The sequence below is a fragment of the Specibacter sp. NPDC078709 genome, assembly GCF_040686795.1.
Lineage (GTDB): Bacteria > Actinomycetota > Actinomycetes > Actinomycetales > Micrococcaceae > Specibacter.
In genome coordinates this window covers 187,442-203,265 of sequence record NZ_JBFBLU010000001.1, presented here as the reverse complement: position 1 = coordinate 203,265, position 15,824 = coordinate 187,442, and the positions used below count along the sequence as shown (strand labels likewise).

Annotated in this window: 12 protein-coding genes and 1 riboswitch; of the genes, 5 read left to right on the top strand and 7 right to left on the bottom strand. The window is 61.9% G+C overall.

Annotated features, from left to right (window positions below; translation table 11 throughout):
* Positions 1 to 63: 63 nt before the first annotated feature.
* On the top strand, positions 64 to 1,467 hold the full coding sequence (locus tag AB0P14_RS00945) for a cation:dicarboxylase symporter family transporter (protein ID WP_363836637.1): 1,404 nt from the start codon (positions 64 to 66) through the stop codon (positions 1,465 to 1,467).
* Between the two features lie 113 nt (positions 1,468 to 1,580).
* Here the strand turns inward: AB0P14_RS00945 and efeB are convergent, their stop codons facing one another.
* From efeB to AB0P14_RS00925, 4 genes are all read right to left on the bottom strand, one after another.
* Positions 1,581 to 2,870, bottom strand: coding sequence for an iron uptake transporter deferrochelatase/peroxidase subunit (gene efeB, locus AB0P14_RS00940; protein WP_363836636.1), 1,290 nt, complete (start codon positions 2,868 to 2,870; stop codon positions 1,581 to 1,583).
* Complete coding sequence (gene efeO, locus AB0P14_RS00935) at positions 2,871 to 4,106, bottom strand: iron uptake system protein EfeO (RefSeq protein ID WP_363836635.1); 1,236 nt, start codon at positions 4,104 to 4,106, stop codon at positions 2,871 to 2,873.
* A 107-nt stretch (positions 4,107 to 4,213) separates the two neighbouring features.
* Entirely contained in the window at positions 4,214 to 5,818 is a 1,605-nt protein-coding gene (efeU, locus tag AB0P14_RS00930; protein WP_363836633.1) for an iron uptake transporter permease EfeU, read from the bottom strand.
* A gap of 170 nt (positions 5,819 to 5,988) precedes the next feature.
* Complete coding sequence (locus AB0P14_RS00925; RefSeq protein WP_363836631.1) at positions 5,989 to 6,666, bottom strand: phosphoglycerate mutase family protein; 678 nt, start codon at positions 6,664 to 6,666, stop codon at positions 5,989 to 5,991.
* A gap of 289 nt (positions 6,667 to 6,955) precedes the next feature.
* Here AB0P14_RS00925 and AB0P14_RS00920 point away from each other — a divergent pair, with 289 nt between their 5' ends.
* Entirely contained in the window at positions 6,956 to 7,672 is a 717-nt protein-coding gene (locus tag AB0P14_RS00920) for a type II CAAX endopeptidase family protein (protein ID WP_363838109.1), read from the top strand.
* 146 nt (positions 7,673 to 7,818) lie between these two features.
* Here AB0P14_RS00920 and AB0P14_RS00915 read toward each other — a convergent pair whose 3' ends face one another.
* Positions 7,819 to 8,457 (bottom strand): VOC family protein, encoded by a 639-nt coding sequence (locus tag AB0P14_RS00915; RefSeq protein WP_363836630.1) that lies wholly within the window; start codon positions 8,455 to 8,457, stop codon positions 7,819 to 7,821.
* 129 nt (positions 8,458 to 8,586) lie between these two features.
* Here AB0P14_RS00915 and AB0P14_RS00910 point away from each other — a divergent pair, with 129 nt between their 5' ends.
* The 3 genes from AB0P14_RS00910 to AB0P14_RS00900 all read left to right on the top strand — a co-directional run bounded on the left by AB0P14_RS00910 (position 8,587) and on the right by AB0P14_RS00900 (position 14,196).
* Positions 8,587 to 11,133 carry a Tex family protein gene (locus AB0P14_RS00910; RefSeq protein WP_363838106.1) on the top strand — a complete coding sequence of 849 codons (2,547 nt, stop codon included), beginning with the start codon at positions 8,587 to 8,589 and terminating at the stop codon, positions 11,131 to 11,133.
* A 356-nt stretch (positions 11,134 to 11,489) separates the two neighbouring features.
* A riboswitch (SAM riboswitch) is annotated at positions 11,490 to 11,606 on the top strand.
* A gap of 77 nt (positions 11,607 to 11,683) precedes the next feature.
* A complete protein-coding gene (locus AB0P14_RS00905) occupies positions 11,684 to 13,000 on the top strand; it encodes a bifunctional o-acetylhomoserine/o-acetylserine sulfhydrylase (protein ID WP_363836628.1) in 1,317 nt (438 codons plus the stop codon).
* A gap of 110 nt (positions 13,001 to 13,110) precedes the next feature.
* Positions 13,111 to 14,196, top strand: a complete 1,086-nt coding sequence (locus AB0P14_RS00900) for a homoserine O-acetyltransferase (RefSeq protein WP_363838103.1) — start codon at positions 13,111 to 13,113, stop codon at positions 14,194 to 14,196.
* A gap of 98 nt (positions 14,197 to 14,294) precedes the next feature.
* Here AB0P14_RS00900 and AB0P14_RS00895 read toward each other — a convergent pair whose 3' ends face one another.
* Positions 14,295 to 14,726, bottom strand: coding sequence for a hypothetical protein (locus AB0P14_RS00895; RefSeq protein WP_363836627.1), 432 nt, complete (start codon positions 14,724 to 14,726; stop codon positions 14,295 to 14,297).
* Positions 14,727 to 14,865: 139 nt separating this feature from the next.
* Positions 14,866 to 15,714 (bottom strand): SGNH/GDSL hydrolase family protein, encoded by an 849-nt coding sequence (locus AB0P14_RS00890; protein ID WP_363836625.1) that lies wholly within the window; start codon positions 15,712 to 15,714, stop codon positions 14,866 to 14,868.
* Between the last annotated feature and the right edge of the window lie 110 nt (positions 15,715 to 15,824).

The following is a 15,824-nucleotide window of genomic DNA, read 5'->3' as shown; positions in this document are numbered from 1 at the left end:
ACCAATGCTAATCATCAGCCGCGCAGACCAGCAAAGCAAAAAGCCCATAAGCAAGGAGTCACCATGAGCTCTCAAGGACGAGGGAACCTCAGCACGGCCAAGCCGGCAAAACGTAGGCTGGATAAGACCCATTGGCTCTACATTGCGGTCATCGCCGCCGTGGTGTTTGGTGCAGCGATCGGACTGCTGGCTCCTGAAGTGGGCAAGTCGCTGAAGCCGCTCGGGACCATGTTCATTGCGCTGATCAAGATGGTCATTGCGCCCATCATTTTCTGCACCTTGGTGATTGGTGTTGGCTCCATTGCCAAGGCCGCCACCGTGGGCAAGGTGGGTGGCCTGGCTCTGCTGTACTTCATGACGATGTCCACCGTGGCGCTGGCGATCGGTCTGCTGGTGGGCAATATCATTCATCCGGGGGCCAGTTTGCACCTTGAGCCGTACAAGGCAGGTGGCGGCGCCGAGGAGAACTCCACGGTGAAGTTCCTGATGGAAATGATCCCCGGTGACATCCCCGTGCTGCCCACCCTGGTGCTGGCGCTCATGGTTGGTTTCGCCGTGCAGTCCCTGGGCAAGGCCGGCGAGCCGGTACTCAACGGTGTCAAGCACATTCAAAAAGTAGTGTTCAAGCTGATGACCATGATCATGTGGCTCGCTCCGGTCGGTGCCTTTGGTGCCATCGCCGCAGTAGTAGGTGCCACGGGCTGGGCCGCCATTGGTTCCATGGCCATCCTCATGGGCGCCTTCTACCTCACATGTGCACTGTTCATCGTGGTGATTCTGGGTTCGATCCTGCGCCTAGTGACGGGTCTGAACATCTTCACCCTGATGCGTTACCTTGGCCGCGAATACCTGCTGATCTTCGCAACCTCTTCTTCTGAATCTGCCCTGCCGCGACTGATGGCCAAGATGGAACACGCCGGTGTCTCCAAGCCTGTTGTTGGCATCACCGTCCCCACCGGCTACTCCTTCAACCTTGACGGCACTGCCATCTACCTGACCATGAGTGCACTGTTCATCTCCACCGCCATGGGCCTGCCGATGAACCTCGGCGAGCAGATTGGCCTGTTGATCTTCATGGTCATCGCTTCCAAGGGTGCTGCCGGTGTCACCGGTGCTGGTCTGGCCACACTCGCCGCCGGTCTGGCCGCGCACAAGCCGGTTCTGCTCGATGGCATGGGCGTGATTGTGGGCATCGACAAGTTCATGTCCGAGTGCCGCGCCCTGACCAACTTCACCGGCAATGCCGTGGCCACGTTGCTGATTGGCAAGTGGACCCACGAACTGGATATGGATAAGGCCCGGGAAGTTCTGGCCGGGCGTGACCCCTTCGATGAAATCAACATGGAGGACGACGACCACGGCTACGGAGCGTCCGCTGCTGCTGGCGGTACTGCTGCTGCCGGTGCTGCTACCGGTGCTGCTGCTGCCGTCCCCGCTCAGGACGACCGCGTCCCCGTAACCGTCTAGTTCCTGGTTGCACCACCCGTTCTGACACATCGACCCGTTAGATAATGCCGCTTAGAAGCTTCTAAGCGGCATTATCTAACGGGTCGATGTGGGAATAGCTGAGTCGGAGCGTCTTAGGCGAAGAACTCCTTGCCGTAGTAGCTGCCAGCGGCGGGCAGACCGGCGGGAACGGCGAATACGCCAGAGCCCACGTGGCGGATGTATTCGTTGAGGCGATCCGATTTCCCCAGCTTTCGCTGCAGGGCAATAAATTGCTCCGGGCTGCGTTGGAAGCTCAGGAACATGAGGCCGGCATCGAGGCGTCCCACCGAATCCAGCCCATCCGTGAAGTTATAACCCCGGCGCAGGATCTTGGTGCCGTTGTTGTTTTCGTGAGCGGTCAAGGCCACGTGCGAGTTCGTTGCAATGACCGTCTGATCAGCCGTGCCACCTGCCACTGTCGCATGGAAGTCCGGGACGTCATGCTCCTTGGTGCCAGTGAGGGGAGCCCCCTCCTTCTTACTCCGGCCAAAAATGGTTTGCTGATCGCCAATGGGGTCTTCGTCCCACGTCTCGATCAGCATGTGGATCTTGCGGGCCACGAGGTAGCTGCCACCTACCATCCACGGCTGGCCGGCCTCCTCGCCAACCCATACCTGATCGGAAAAATCGGCCGGATCTTGGATATTGCGCGTGCCGTCCTTGAATCCCATGAGGTTTCGCGGCGTGGCCTGATTAGCTCCGGCCGAGGCGCGGCCAAAGCCCAGCACAGTCCACTTGGTCCGCACCGAGGTCCGGGCCATGCGGGCCAGGTTTCGCACAGCGTGATACGCCACCTGGGGATCGTTGGCACAAGCCTGAATACAGAGATCGCCGCCGGTGAAGGCCGGATCCAACGACTCCCCAGCCATGGCGGGGAGGTCCGCAAAATCCACTGGTTTGAACTTCTCCAGCCCAAACCTGCCGTCAAATAGCGATGGCCCAAAGCCCAGCGTCAGCGTCAATCCCTGAGGCCCCATGTCCGTGGCTTCACCCGTGTCAACAGGAATGCCCTGCTCACGTTCGGGCTGCACCTTGCCTACGGGGGAACCGGCCGTCAGCTCGGACATGGCTGCCGACCACTTGGCCAACACCAGCTGCAATTCCACGGCCGTCAGCGCAGTGACGTCAAAAGCGGTGAACACCAGATGGTCCTGCGGAGGAGTGTCAATTCCGGCCTGATGCTCCCCATAAAAGGGGTACTTCAGTGAAGCCCGCTCAGCCAAACGGTCAGCTTCAGAGACTGACTCAGGCGCGGTCGCGGCGGCAACAGCCGCACCGCCGGCGGCGCCCAGAACCAACCCGCCGGCACCGGCCACGACAGCCGATCCGCTAAAGAAGGTGCGCCGGGAAAGCTTGTCCGCAGCGGGAGTGCTCTGCGTCATTTAGACCGTGGCTACTTTCTCAGCGATCTTTGCCAGCGGTGCCTGCAACGACTGAATCAGGGCGGTGAGCTTGGCGGCGTCGGACTTCTTCAACTCATCGGTGTACGCCTTGAATCCACCTAGCGCGTTAGCATCCTTGTAACCATTAAGTGCCGTGTTGACAGTCTCGAACTGGCCGGAAATCTGCTTGGTCAGGACGGGATCAATCTCGGTCAGAGCCGGCTTGAGGTACTCAAACGCCTGCTGTGAACCTTCGATATTGGCAGCAAAATCCACCAAATCCAGCTTGGAGTAGGCCTCTTCTTCACCGGTGATCTTGGAGGACTGAACCTCTTCAAGCAGACCGCTAGCACCGTTGGCCAGCTCCTCCGGCTTGTAGGAGGCGTTGGTCTCCAGCTCGGCCGTCAGCGTCTTCAGCGTGGCAACATTCTTCACAATGCCAGCGGCCAGAGCCTTGGCGGAAGCCGTGATGGCCTTGGCCTCGAACAGCTCCTTTTCCAACGGGTGGAAGCCGGTCCACTCTGTGCCAGGTTCGACGTCGGCCACGCGCAAGTCGAGCGCGGGGTCCAGATCGGGGAAGCTCTCCGCGACCGGTTCGATCCTCTCGAAGAACGGGCGAGCCTCGGCGTACGCCTTCTGGCTGGCCGCGACATCGCCGGAATCAACGGCACTCTGCAGTGCGGCCGCTGCCAGAACCAGGCTGTCCACCTGGCCGGAGACATACTTGGCGTAGCCTTCGGTGCCCTGTTTGAGTAGATCGCTCACACCGTTGGCGGCGGCCGATGCCGCTGCACCTGTCACAGTGAACGGCTGGTATTCCTTGCTAGCGCCGGGGCAGTACAGCTGGTACTCGCCACCGGTGAGCGTGACGGTGAAGCTCACCGACTTCAAGCCGGGGATCACGTTTTCACGCTCACCCAGGATGCGCTTATCGCTGAGCAGCTCGACTTCGCTGACACCGGAAGCGTCCTTGTTAGCGATGGTGAACGTGACAGGACCTGCCGGGGCCGAGTCGAAATCGGGGACGCAAGAATCCTCGCCGTCGACCTTTTCAACGCTGAGCGCGATCTGGGCTGCGCCATTGCTCACTGATGCTGTGCCACCCTTGGCGGCGTCGGCGGCGTTCTCAGTGGGTGCTGCGCTGCCGCACGCTGACAAGGAAAGGGTGAGAACTGCCATGCCGGCCAGTACTGCCGGTGCCGCTGAGCGGAAGGAACGGGGGGCGAAGGTAATCATGAAAGTCCTTGAGGTAGGGATGAAAAGTAGGGATGAAAAGGAGGAGCAGAATAAATTTTGGGGAGCCCAAAGAGGCGTTTGGCGTAGGCCAAGCGCGTCAATGATGCTTACGGGGAGGGTGCGGTGACCAGCAGCTGGCGCCGGTTGCGGCGGGCCGAGAAGAGAAGAGCCAAGGCGGCAATGATGAACACGCCGGGAAGGTAACGGGACCACAGCACGTTTTCGGTGCTGGCCGTTTCAAAGCTGTTGAGCTCGGTGACGGCGGCCGTGACGTCCTCTTCGGGCACCAGCCAACCGTCCTGTCCGGACATGGCGATGGTGCGCGGGGTATTCAAACCGCCGCCGCTCAGAGTCAGCGTGGCGCTTTGTGTGTTGGCGGCATCGATGATGGCGTCGTTGACGAGCCAGACGGAGATTTTGCCCTTGTGGGTCCATGCCGCTGTGAACGGCCCGGGGTTGCTGGAGCTGCTGATACCTACTGGCATCCGACCGCCGTTGAGCTCTGTCAGGGCATCCACACTCAGGCTGGCAGGTTCGCCCGCTCCAGCAGTGGTCGCGACGGCTGTGTAAGCCGAGACGGTGCGTCCGGCGTGGGATTCGGTGCCATGAGCGGTGAGTGGGTAGCTGCTCTGGGTGCCGTCGGCAGCTGTGACAATGAGTGTCTTCTCGGCGGTTGAGGCGGCAGCGCCGTGGTCAGCAGCGCCGGCAGCAAGGGCCGCGCTGGCGGCGTCGCCCGAGGTGAGTTGGAGCGTAACGCCCGCCTGACCGGAGGAGGTGATGGCCGGCGTCGTACTTGTGGGTGATAGGGGATTGGCGGGGATGGCAAGGGGTGCGGCGACGATCAACACAATCGCGGCTGCCCCGAGGGTGCCGGCCGCGATGATTTGCACGCGCGGCAGGGCTGCGGCGGACGGGCGCCAGGTGCGTGGCCACAGGATGAACGCCAGCATGGGGACAAGATAGAGCGCCCAGCCCAGGACTTCCACCACGCGCGGATCGCTGGGGATGCCCAGAACGCCGGTCAGGATTGCTGCCCGGGCGCTGCCGTTGGGGGCCAGCCACGCCAGGCTGACGGTGGGATCTTGGCCCACGTTGACCCAGCCGGCCTCGTGCGCTGTGCGCAGTGATTTCATGACCAGGCCAGCGGCGACGAACACCAAAAAGACGCCCGTGGCCTTGAAGAACTTGGCCAGGTTGAGTTTGATGGCGCCGCGAAACAGGAGGAAACCCACGCCCGCGGCGATGGCCAGGCCCACTACGGCGCCGGTTCCGGCAGCGATTGGGCTCAGTGAGGATTGGAACGCGGCCACCATGAAGACGGCGGTTTCCACGCCTTCGCGCAGGACCGCCAGGAAGGCCATGGTGGCCATGGCGACCACGGAGCCGCCCTTGATGGCCGATCCGGCGTGGGCTTCGAGCGTGGATTTCATGGAGCGGGCGTTCTTGCTCATCCACAGAATCATGAACGTCACGATCACCACAGCCACTACACCAATAATGGTTTCCATGGCTTCTTGCTGCTGCTGGGGGAGTGCGGCGGAGACGATCTCCAAGATGATGCCCACCACTGCGCTAAGCACTACGGCTGCGCCAATGCCGAACCACATGGGCTTGAGCGAGACGGAATTGCGGCGCAGGAAAGCGGCGATCATGCCGACGATCAATGCGGCTTCGAGCCCTTCTCGCAGGCCGATAACAAGTGTTGCAAGCACCCAAGTACTCCGGGATTCCATTGACGCTAAAAACTGGGGTGTGCCTCAGCTCTCAGGCAAGGCTACCCTTAGATTCCCCAAAATTTATAATTAGGCCAGCCAAGTGTTGCCTATTGAGAACTGTCGGTGCGTGGCTGGAAAGTGCGCGGCTGGGACGTCCACGGCGTGGTTCACCAGATGCGGGTGGGGGCATCCAGCACGGTGGTCCCGGGGTCCGCCTGGGTCCACTGTGCGAACGGGGTGTCCAAAACGTACCGATCCCCGGTCTTGATCAAGGTCCGTGTCGCGGCGTTCTCCGGGTTATTCAGCGATTCGAAGTACTCCACCGACCAGTGGAACCAGCGCATACAAAACAGTCGCATCGTCAGGCCATGTGTCACGAACAAGGCGTTGGGAGCGGCGTCGGGCTTGGCCCATTGACGGAACAGAGTCTCCATGAAAGAGGACACCCTGTCATACACATCGGAGCCCGATTCGCCCTCGCGGAACCGGTAGAAAAAATGTCCGTAGGCGTTGCGCAACTCCTTCTGATCGGCGATCTCCGCCGGATTCTGGAAGTTCGCCCAGTCTTGCTCGCGCAACCGCGGTTCCTCCATGGTGGAGTCAATTAGATCGCCCAGGTCCATGGCTTCCAAGGTCTGGTAGGCGCGCAAATAAGGGGAAACATAGACGCGCACCTTTTTGCCGTTGAGCTGGCGCCGAACCTTTTCGCCGGCCGCCTTCGCCTGCAGCACGCCGAGCTCCGTGAGCGGGATCCGATAATCCGGAATTTGGTTATAAATGGTCTGGTCAACGTTGGCGGCCGACTGCCCATGCCGCACCATGATGATCTGTTCAGGGGCTCCCATTCCCCGAGTTTACCGATCCCGCATGCACAATCGCGTCAAGGGCGGCATGATTGCGTGTATGACTGAACCTGTGCCTGCTATTTCCAAGCACTCCAAGCACTCCAAACATTCCAAGCACGACGGCGTTGCTCCCGGCCGCGCGGGCGTCGCCGCAGCGGCCGACTCGCCAGCGGGCGGTCCAGCGGGCGACTCGCCAGCGGGAGCTGCGCCAACGGGTGCTGCGCCAGCGGCGAAAGGTGCCGGATCCGGCGTCGAGCATCAAGGATGGGGGACTAAGTCCCGGAAGCGGCTGATCATTGAAGTGCTGCTGGTGCTGGGGCTTTCGATCGGTCAGTCGGCCGTGTATTCGGTGGTGTCGCTGCTGGACAAGCTGAGTCGGGCGCCCATTTCCCAGGGGACCTCCACGCTGAACGCGGTGCGCAACAACCGCGAATTCTTTGATTTCACGTACCAAATTCTGGACATCTTCTTTGCCCTGGTGCCGGTCATGCTGGTGTTTTATCTGCTGGCCGAGCCCGGGAAATCCGTGTTCCGCAGCATCGGGCTGGACTGGCGGCATCCGTTGCGCGACTCTCTAGCTGCGCTGGGGCTGTTGGTGGTTATTGGGGTGCCGTCGCTGGGGCTTTATGCGGCTGGACGGGCTATGGGGATCACGACCGAGATCATTCCCAGCGCGCTGAACCAGTATTGGTGGACGGTGCCGGTGTTGGTGCTTTCGGCCATTCGGGCGGGCGTGCTGGAGGAAGTGATCCTCAACGGTTACCTGCTGGGGCGGCTGGCGAAGATTGGGCTGGGCCCGTGGGCGGCGATTGTTCTGGTGGCACTGCTGCGTGGCAGTTACCACCTCTATCAGGGGTTCGGGCCGTTCATTGGAAACTTCGTCATGGGGTTGTTGTTCGGCTGGGTGTACAAGAAGTGGGGGCGGGTGGCCCCGCTAGTGGTGGCGCACGCGCTGGTGGATATTGCGGCGTTCACGCTGGGTCCGGCGCTGGGCTTCGGCGGCTGAGCCCGCACATCACCGTCCGTTCGGCACTTCCTCCGTTCGGCGCATTCTCGGTCAGCCCGCCGTTAACGCAAGCGAGGGGGTAGCTGTTCTCTTTCGCCCCCGGCATGCCACGGACGAAAGAGAACAGCTACCCCCTCAACTCAAAACTAGATCGTCACCTGGCCGTTAGCCGTTTCAAAAGTGACGCTCATGATCCCGGGGGTACCGCGCGGTGCGATCCACTCCACGGCGACATCGTTCAGCGGCGCCTCGACGGGCTCGCCTAACCATTCAGTGACGCGCTCAGCGCTGCCGGCGATGGTCAGCGAGGAGAGGCGCACCGTGGACGGGCGGGCTTGTGAGGGATGCAGCGTGGGATCGCCCTCCCACTTGAGCATGTAGGGGACCTGCGGATCCGCGATCAGGCCCTTGATGCCGATCTGCTGCCAGATCAGCTCCTGGCCATCGGGAAACTTGCGGTTTCCGGGGACCGCACTGCGGCCGAGGCGTTCCTCGAAGGGGGCCAGGTCGTCAACCGCAACGCACCAACCCATCCAGCCGCCACCGGCAGCGGAGCGGGCCTGGACGGCCTGACCGAACGGTGCTTTGTCGGAGGCCGGGTGGTTGAGGCACTCCACAATTTCCACATAGTGGTGGTCCGTGAGGGGGATGATCATATTGCGGGTACCGAAGCGCGGATGCACTCCGCCCTTGACCGCCTTGACCCCAAGGGCTGTTGCGATTCGCTCCGAAGTGGCAGCCAATCCGTCTGATTCACTGGCGTAAGAAACATGATCCATTCGCATAGCTTCATCTTGGCACTTTGTGATCAGGCTCTCGACTTAGTGTTACCTAAGGCACATGGGACGTGTGATGTGAGCGGGTCCGCGGGAGGCCGTGCAGTGGGGCAGAATTGAAGGGTGAATGAGAGAGCCGTGCCCCTGAATCTGCCCACCGTTGCCGCCCAGAACGAGCGCATCATCAACACCATCGCTGCCGAGTTGGGTGTGCGCCCGGCTCAGGTCCGTGCCGCGATTGGACTGATGGACGACGGCGCCAGTGTCCCCTTTATTGCCCGGTACAGAAAAGAAGCCACCGGTACCCTCGACGACACCCAGTTGCGTGAGCTCGAAGAGCGCCTGCGGTACCTGCGCGAATTGGAAGCCCGCCGGGTGGTGGTGTTGGAAACCATCCACGGCCTAGGGAAACTCAGCGATACCCTCCGCCGCTCAGTGGAAGCCGCCACCACGAAGTCCGAGCTGGCAGATCTGTACCTGCCGTATAAGTCCACGCGAAAGACCAAAGCCGACGCTGCACGCGAAGCCGGACTGGAGCCGTTGCTGGACGCGTTGCTAGCGGATCCTTCGAAGTTCCCCGGCGTTGCAGCCGACGCCTTCCTCAGCTCGGAGCGCGATGTTGCTACTGCGGATGATGCCTTGGCCGGGGCCCGGGCCATCTTGATTGAACGTGCGGGCCAAGACGCGGCATTGGTCGGCGAGTTGCGTGAGCGGTTGTGGAAGACCGGCCGTCTCCGTTCCGCTGTTAAAACCGGCAAGGACAATGAAGGGGAGAAGTTTAAGGACTACTTTGACTTCGCTCAGCCGCCACATACCCTGCCCAGTCACCGGGTCCTGGCCTTGTTGCGCGGTGAAAAGGAAGGTGTGCTGTCGCTGGATCTGGCCGAGGCTGACCCCCGTGACAAGGAAGCGGCGGTCCAGGCCCGGACGGTGTACGAAAATGCTGTGGCTCGCTCCTTGGGCATCTCCGATTCCGGCCGTGCCGCCGATACTTGGCTCATGACCGGAGCCCGTTTGGCGTGGCGGACACGTATTCTGACCCGGTTGTCAGTGGATCTGCGCGTCCGGTTGTTCCAGAGTGCCGAAGAGGAGTCCGTGCGCGTATTTGCCGCCAATCTGCGCGATGTTCTGCTGGCCGCTCCGGCCGGAAACCGCTCCACCCTAGGTCTGGATCCGGGGTTGCGCACGGGCACCAAGGTAGCGGTGGTGGACGGCACCGGAAAGGTTGCAGCCACTGAGACCATCTATCCGCATGCACCGGCAAAACGCTGGAATGAAGCCCTCGCCACCTTGGTCTCGCTGTGCCAGCGGCATGACGTTGAGCTGATCGCCATTGGCAACGGGACTGCCAGTCGCGAAACAGACAAGCTGGCTGCTGAACTGGTGGCCGAACTCAAGCGGTTGAACCCTGACCGTTTGGTCACCAAGCTGGTGGTCTCCGAGGCGGGCGCATCCGTATATTCCGCCTCGGCCTTGGCGAGTGCCGAACTTCCCGGCATGGACGTATCCCTGCGCGGTGCCGTATCGATTGCGCGCCGCCTCCAGGACCCGCTGGCCGAGTTGGTCAAGATTGAGCCCAAGTCCATTGGCGTGGGCCAATATCAGCACGATCTCACCCCCGCCAAACTGGACCGTTCTCTTGACGCTGTCGTGGAAGACTGCGTCAACGCGGTGGGTGTGGATCTGAACACGGCCTCGCCCGCGCTCTTGGCGAGGGTGGCCGGCGTCGGGCCTCTATTGAGTGAGAACATTGTGGCTCACCGCAACGAGAATGGCCCCTTCAACAAGCGCCGGGAACTGCTCAAGGTGGCGCGGCTGGGCCCGAAGGCGTTCGAGCAGTGTGCCGGATTCCTGCGGATCACCGGGGGATCGGAACCGCTGGATGCCTCCAGTGTGCACCCTGAGGCGTATGGTGTGGCCCGCAAGATCCTCGTCGCGGCCGGTGCGGGCACTCATGAGATTGCCGGTGGTCTCGGCGCGGTGGCATCCGTGAACCCGGCCGATTTCATCGAGGGTGAGTTTGGTTTACCCACTGTCAAAGACATCATTGCCGAGCTGCAAAAGCCTGGGCGTGACCCCCGTCCGCGCTTTGAAACCGCCACGTTTACCGACGGCATCGAGAAAATCACCGATCTGCGCCCCGGCATGATTTTGGAAGGGACCGTCTCCAATGTGGCCGCGTTTGGCGCCTTCGTGGATATTGGCGTGCACCAAGACGGGCTGGTCCACGTCTCGGCCATGAGCAACAGCTTCGTGTCCGATCCGCACGCTGTAGTTAAGTCCGGCCAAGTGGTGCGCGTGAAGGTTCTGGAAGTAGAGCCCGAACGCAAACGTATTTCGCTCACCCTGCGCCTGGACGATGAGGTGGGTGCCGGTGCCGGTGCCGGCGCCGGTGCCGGTGCGGGCGCCGGCGCTAACTCGCGTGCCCGCAGCAAAGGCGCCAACCCCGGCCAGGGTTCTACCCAAGGTTCCGGCCAAGGCTCAAGTCAGGGCCGCCGGCCGGGTGGGCAGGGTCCCAGGGCTGCAGACGTGCAGAGCCCACGGGGTGCCGGCGCGCAGAGTCCCCGGGGTGCAGGCGCGCAGAGCCCCCGGGGTGCCGGCGCGCAGGGTCGTCCCAATACCGCGGCACCGTCGGCCAATACAGCCATGGCCGAGGCGCTGCGCCGGGCAGGGCTGGGCAAGTAGCGCCACAAAGCAGTCCGGCGACGTTGCAGCTGCGCTTGGTTGCGACGTAACCACGCGCCCGTCCAAAGGACTGGCGGCCACTGCGTGAACTCATACGCACGACTGAACGTTACTGGCGCGTATAGACACTCATGCGCACCACTTGCGGCCAGTGGTGCGTATGAGTTTGCTACTCCTACGCAACCCAGGCGGCCCAACCCAATCAGCCCAATGGAAGGGGAGTGTCCGGCGTCGTTCATCAGTCAGAAATTTGGACAAGGGCACCTTTGTCGCGAAAATTCAAGGACATCTTCGGCCAAAGTCATAAACTCGTCACAATCTTGCAAGCGCGCGGAGATTCTTTCACACTGGATGCAGGTCATGAGTGTCAGCGCACAGCCCCGGCTTGCTGACCGGCAACCCTCCTTCCGCGGTGGGGTGCCCCGGGTGAGGACCTGGCATCGAGCCATCCGGCTCCGGTGCAAGCGCGGGCCATCAGCAACGCAACCCTCCGCGCATTGTGCGCAGGAGGCTTCGCAGGTGCAGGCCTCTAGTGTTAAAGGAAACAGCCATGAGCAACGGTTGGTCATTTGAAACCCGTCAGATCCACGTAGGCCAGGAGCCCGACGCCACCACCGGCGCCCGTGCATTGCCGATCTACCAGACAACTTCGTTTGTGTTCCCGTCGGCAGAAAGTGCCGCGGCACGGTTCGCCTTGGCCGAACTGGAACCCATCTACACCCGCATCGGCAACCCCACCACGGATGCCGTGGAGCAGCGCGTCGCCAACCTCGAAGGCGGCGTCGGCGCACTCCTGCTGGCATCGGGGCAGGCGGCAACCACCTTCGCCATTTTGAACATTGCAGAAGCCGGCGACCACATTGTCTCCAGCCCCAGCGTGTACGGCGGCACGTTCAACCTGCTGGCCCACTCGCTGAAGAAGCTCGGCATCGAGACCACCTTTGTTTCGGACCCCGACAACCTGGACGAATGGCGTGCGGCCGTCAAGCCGAACACCAAGGCGTTCTTCGGCGAGACGGTCTCCAACCCGCGCCAGGACGTGCTGGACCTGGAAAACATCAGCGCCATCGCCCACGAAGCCGGCGTGCCGCTGATCGTGGACAACACCCTCGCAACGCCGTACCTGCTCCGCCCGATTGAGTGGGGTGCCGATATCGTCATCCATTCGGCCACCAAGTACCTGGGCGGTCACGGCACAGCCATCGGCGGCGTGATTGTTGACAGTGGAAACTTCGACTTCGCGGCAAACCCGGAGAAGTTCCCCGGCTTCAACACCCCCGACGAGACGTACAACGGCCTGGTCTATGCCCGTGACCTCGGCGTGGGCAGCGCACTCGGTGCCAACCTGGCCTACATCCTCAAGGCCCGCGTCCAGCTGCTGCGCGACCTCGGATCCGCCATCTCCCCGTTCAACGCCTTCCTGATTGCCCAGGGCATCGAGACGCTGAGCCTGCGCGTGGAACGCCACGTCAGCAACGCCGTCACGGTCGCCGAATGGCTCGAAGCCAACGAGAACGTTGAAGCCGTTGCCTACGCCGGCATCCCTTCAAGCCCTTGGTTTGAGCGTGGCCGCAAGTACGGTCCCAACGGTGTTGGCGCCATCATCTCCTTCGACATCAAGGGCGGCATCGAGGCTGGCAAGCGCTTTGTGGACGGCCTCGAGCTGCACTCGCACGTGGCCAACCTGGGCGACGTCCGATCCCTCGTGATCCACCCGGCCTCCACCACCCATGCCCAGCTCTCACCCGAGCAGCAGCTTGCCGCGGGTGTGCGGCCCGGAGCCGTTCGGCTGTCCGTCGGCCTGGAAAACGTCGCCGACATCATCGCAGACCTGGAAGCCGGATTCCGCGCCGCAAAATCGGCGTGATCCCAGTGGGACACACGGTGGACAAGGGCTTGTTTTCCTCCGGGTTCGCACCAGCTGCAGCTGAACCCGTTGGTGCGGACTTCTGCGCGGCTGTAGGACGGGGCGGTGGTGTGTTGCGCTCCATCCAGATTGGCGCACTCCCGCTGGAAGCCGGGGGCGAGCTGCCGTCGGTGACCATGGCCTTTGAATGCTGGGGCACCCTGAACGCAGCCGGCGACAACGCTGTACTCATCCAGCACGCACTGACCGGCAGCACGCACGTTAGCCGCGGCGATTCCGAAGAAGATGGCTGGTGGGAAGGCTTGGTGGGTCCCGGCGAAGTCATCGACACCAACAAGTACTTTGTGGTGTGCGCCAACATGATTGGTGGTTGCTATGGCACCACCGGGCCCTCCAGTATTGCCGCGGATGGCAAGCCCTACGGTTCTCGCTTCCCGTTCATCACCATCCGCGATTCTGTCGAGGCCGAGGCGCTCTTGGCCGAGAAACTGGGCATCGCCTCCTGGTTCGCTGTCATTGGCGGATCCATGGGCGGCGCGCGGGCCTTGGAATGGGCGCTCATGTACCCGGACCGTGTGCGGCGCTGCGCCGTGGTGGCCTCCTGCGCCGCCAGTACCGCTGAGCAAATTGCCTTTGCCCAGGCGCAGGTGCTCGCCATCCGGCAGGATCCCCACTTCGCTGGCGGGGATTATTACGACGGCGCCGCTCCCACCACCGGGCTGGGGCTGGCCCGGCGCATCGCCCACATCACCTACCGCTCTGAGGCTGACATGGGTCAGCGTTTTGGTCGCAAGGCCCAGGACGACGGCGGCACCATCAGCCATGCGCGTCTCGGCCCCGACTCCGGGGGTAGGTTCGCGATCGAAAGCTATCTGGACCACCAAGCACACAAATTGGTGGGCCGTTTCGACGCCAACAGTTACATTGTCATCACCGAGGCGCTCATGAGCCATGACGTCACGCGTGGCCGTGGCACGTTGGAAGAGGCGCTGGCGGTGACAGAAAACGTCCAGTTCCTGGTGGCTGCCGTCAACAGTGACCGCTTGTATTTCCCTGTTCAGTCGCAGGAGTTGGCAGCGGCGCTTCCGGCTGATGTTGTCGTGGGAACCATTGATTCCGACATCGGCCATGACGGCTTCTTGACCGAGGTTGCCGCAGTGGGCGCACTCTTGAAGGATGCCTTCTTCTCGGAATAGGTATTCACAGATTAAATAGTTGATGGTCCCGTTCTTGCGGGATCATCAACTATTTAAGGAGCTGCTGAGCTATGGATTCTAGAAGTTCCTGAAGGATTTTAGAAGTTCTTGAAGATTGCCTCGCGGTGCACAGCGTACTGCTCGGCGGTCACCTGGCCATTGCGGCGGGCAACGTCCAGTGCGTCGAGCTGACGCTTGAGCTCGGCCTCGGCGCGCATCCGCTCGTTGGCGAAACCAGTGGTCTGGTGACCGTGAGAGGTGTCGTAGTTAGCCAGCGGAACACCATTGAGCAGCGTTCCTACGTAGGGGACATTTGTGGGCTGGTGGGCAACGCCTGTCCGGCCTGATGGTTTCGCCTGTGTGTAGGGGTTGGCGCGTTGTTCACGCTTCTTGCGTGTTGCTGCCTTAATGAAGGAAGTGAAGAGCACCACGCCAATGATGATCAGCACCAAAAATGGTTGGATGCTAAAGCTGCTGCTGGACGATGCGGCAACAGTGCCAGTAGCTAGTGGCTCGAATATGAGCGTCACAATGCACCTCTTCTTGATAGGGCGCAATTGCACACCGCGCCATACTTCATCCTAGTCGTGAAAGCTACGAACCAGTCGTGAAAGCTACGAAGGTACCGAAGGTACCCAAGGCGCCGACGGGATCGCAGCTAGATCGTCGCTAGTCTGACTCCAGTGCTTGGTCGAATGTAGGCGCGTCGAATGCAGGCGCGTCAAACAGCGGCTGGCTGAACACAGGTCCTGGCGTGGGGCGCTTGGCGGTGATCCCGTCACCCGACGACTGGTGCCGCAAACGCCGCAGCACCCAAGGGAACAAGAACTCTCTGGCCCAGACCAAGTCCTCCGCACGGGCTGCCTGCCACTTTTGCGCCGGCAGGGGAGTGGGCTCAAATGGCACCAGCGAGTGCTCCACATTGAGGGCATCGAGGGCCATCATGGCAATGGTGTGATGTCCCAGCGGGGAGAAATGTAGCCTGTCCACATCCCACATTTGGGTGCCAGCGGGCTGCCGCAGCGACCACATGTCGGCAATAATGGCGTCATGCCGTGCGGCGATGGTGCGCAGGTTCTCATTGAAGATGGCGACCCGCCCGCGCACGATTCCCAGAACCGGGGTGTCACGGATGTCTGGACCGTTGAAGAGCAGCACAGTCGCCCCGGTCCCCGCCATTTTGGCCACGGCAGCATCGAGCTGTTCGGCCAAGGCGTCGGGGTCAGAGCCGGGCCGGATCAAGTCATTTCCGCCGGCGGAGATACTGATCAGATCCGGCTTCAGTGCCAGTGCCGGGTCCAACTGCTCGGAGAGAATCTGGCCCAGCAGACGTCCGCGGATGGCCAAGTTAGCGTATTTGAAGTCGTCTGTGCCGTGGCTCAGTTCTTCTGCCACACGGTCTGCCCACCCGCGGTAACCGCCGGGGCTGGAAGGCTCTGGATCTCCGATTCCTTCGGTAAAAGAGTCGCCCAAGGCGACGTAGCGGGTCCAAGGATGCGCAAGGGTTGAATCATTCACCTCTCCATACTGCCCGGTAACATGACATTTTCGCTACCCCGCTTTCTATTCTTCCTATTTTGACGAGCTATTGGGGCAGCCTTTGGGGCAGCTCACCTGCCATGGAAAGA

Excerpts from the sequence above, each read along its gene's own strand:
- AB0P14_RS00945 (WP_363836637.1), top strand. The coding sequence starts at position 64 with ATGAGCTCTCAAGGACGAGGGAACCTCAGCACGGCCAAGCCGGCAAAA.
- efeB (WP_363836636.1), bottom strand. The coding sequence starts at position 2,870 with ATGACGCAGAGCACTCCCGCTGCGGACAAGCTTTCCCGGCGCACCTTC.
- efeO (WP_363836635.1), bottom strand. The coding sequence starts at position 4,106 with ATGATTACCTTCGCCCCCCGTTCCTTCCGCTCAGCGGCACCGGCAGTA.
- AB0P14_RS00925 (WP_363836631.1), bottom strand. The coding sequence starts at position 6,666 with ATGGGAGCCCCTGAACAGATCATCATGGTGCGGCATGGGCAGTCGGCC.
- AB0P14_RS00915 (WP_363836630.1), bottom strand. The coding sequence starts at position 8,457 with ATGCGAATGGATCATGTTTCTTACGCCAGTGAATCAGACGGATTGGCT.
- AB0P14_RS00905 (WP_363836628.1), top strand. The coding sequence starts at position 11,684 with ATGAGCAACGGTTGGTCATTTGAAACCCGTCAGATCCACGTAGGCCAG.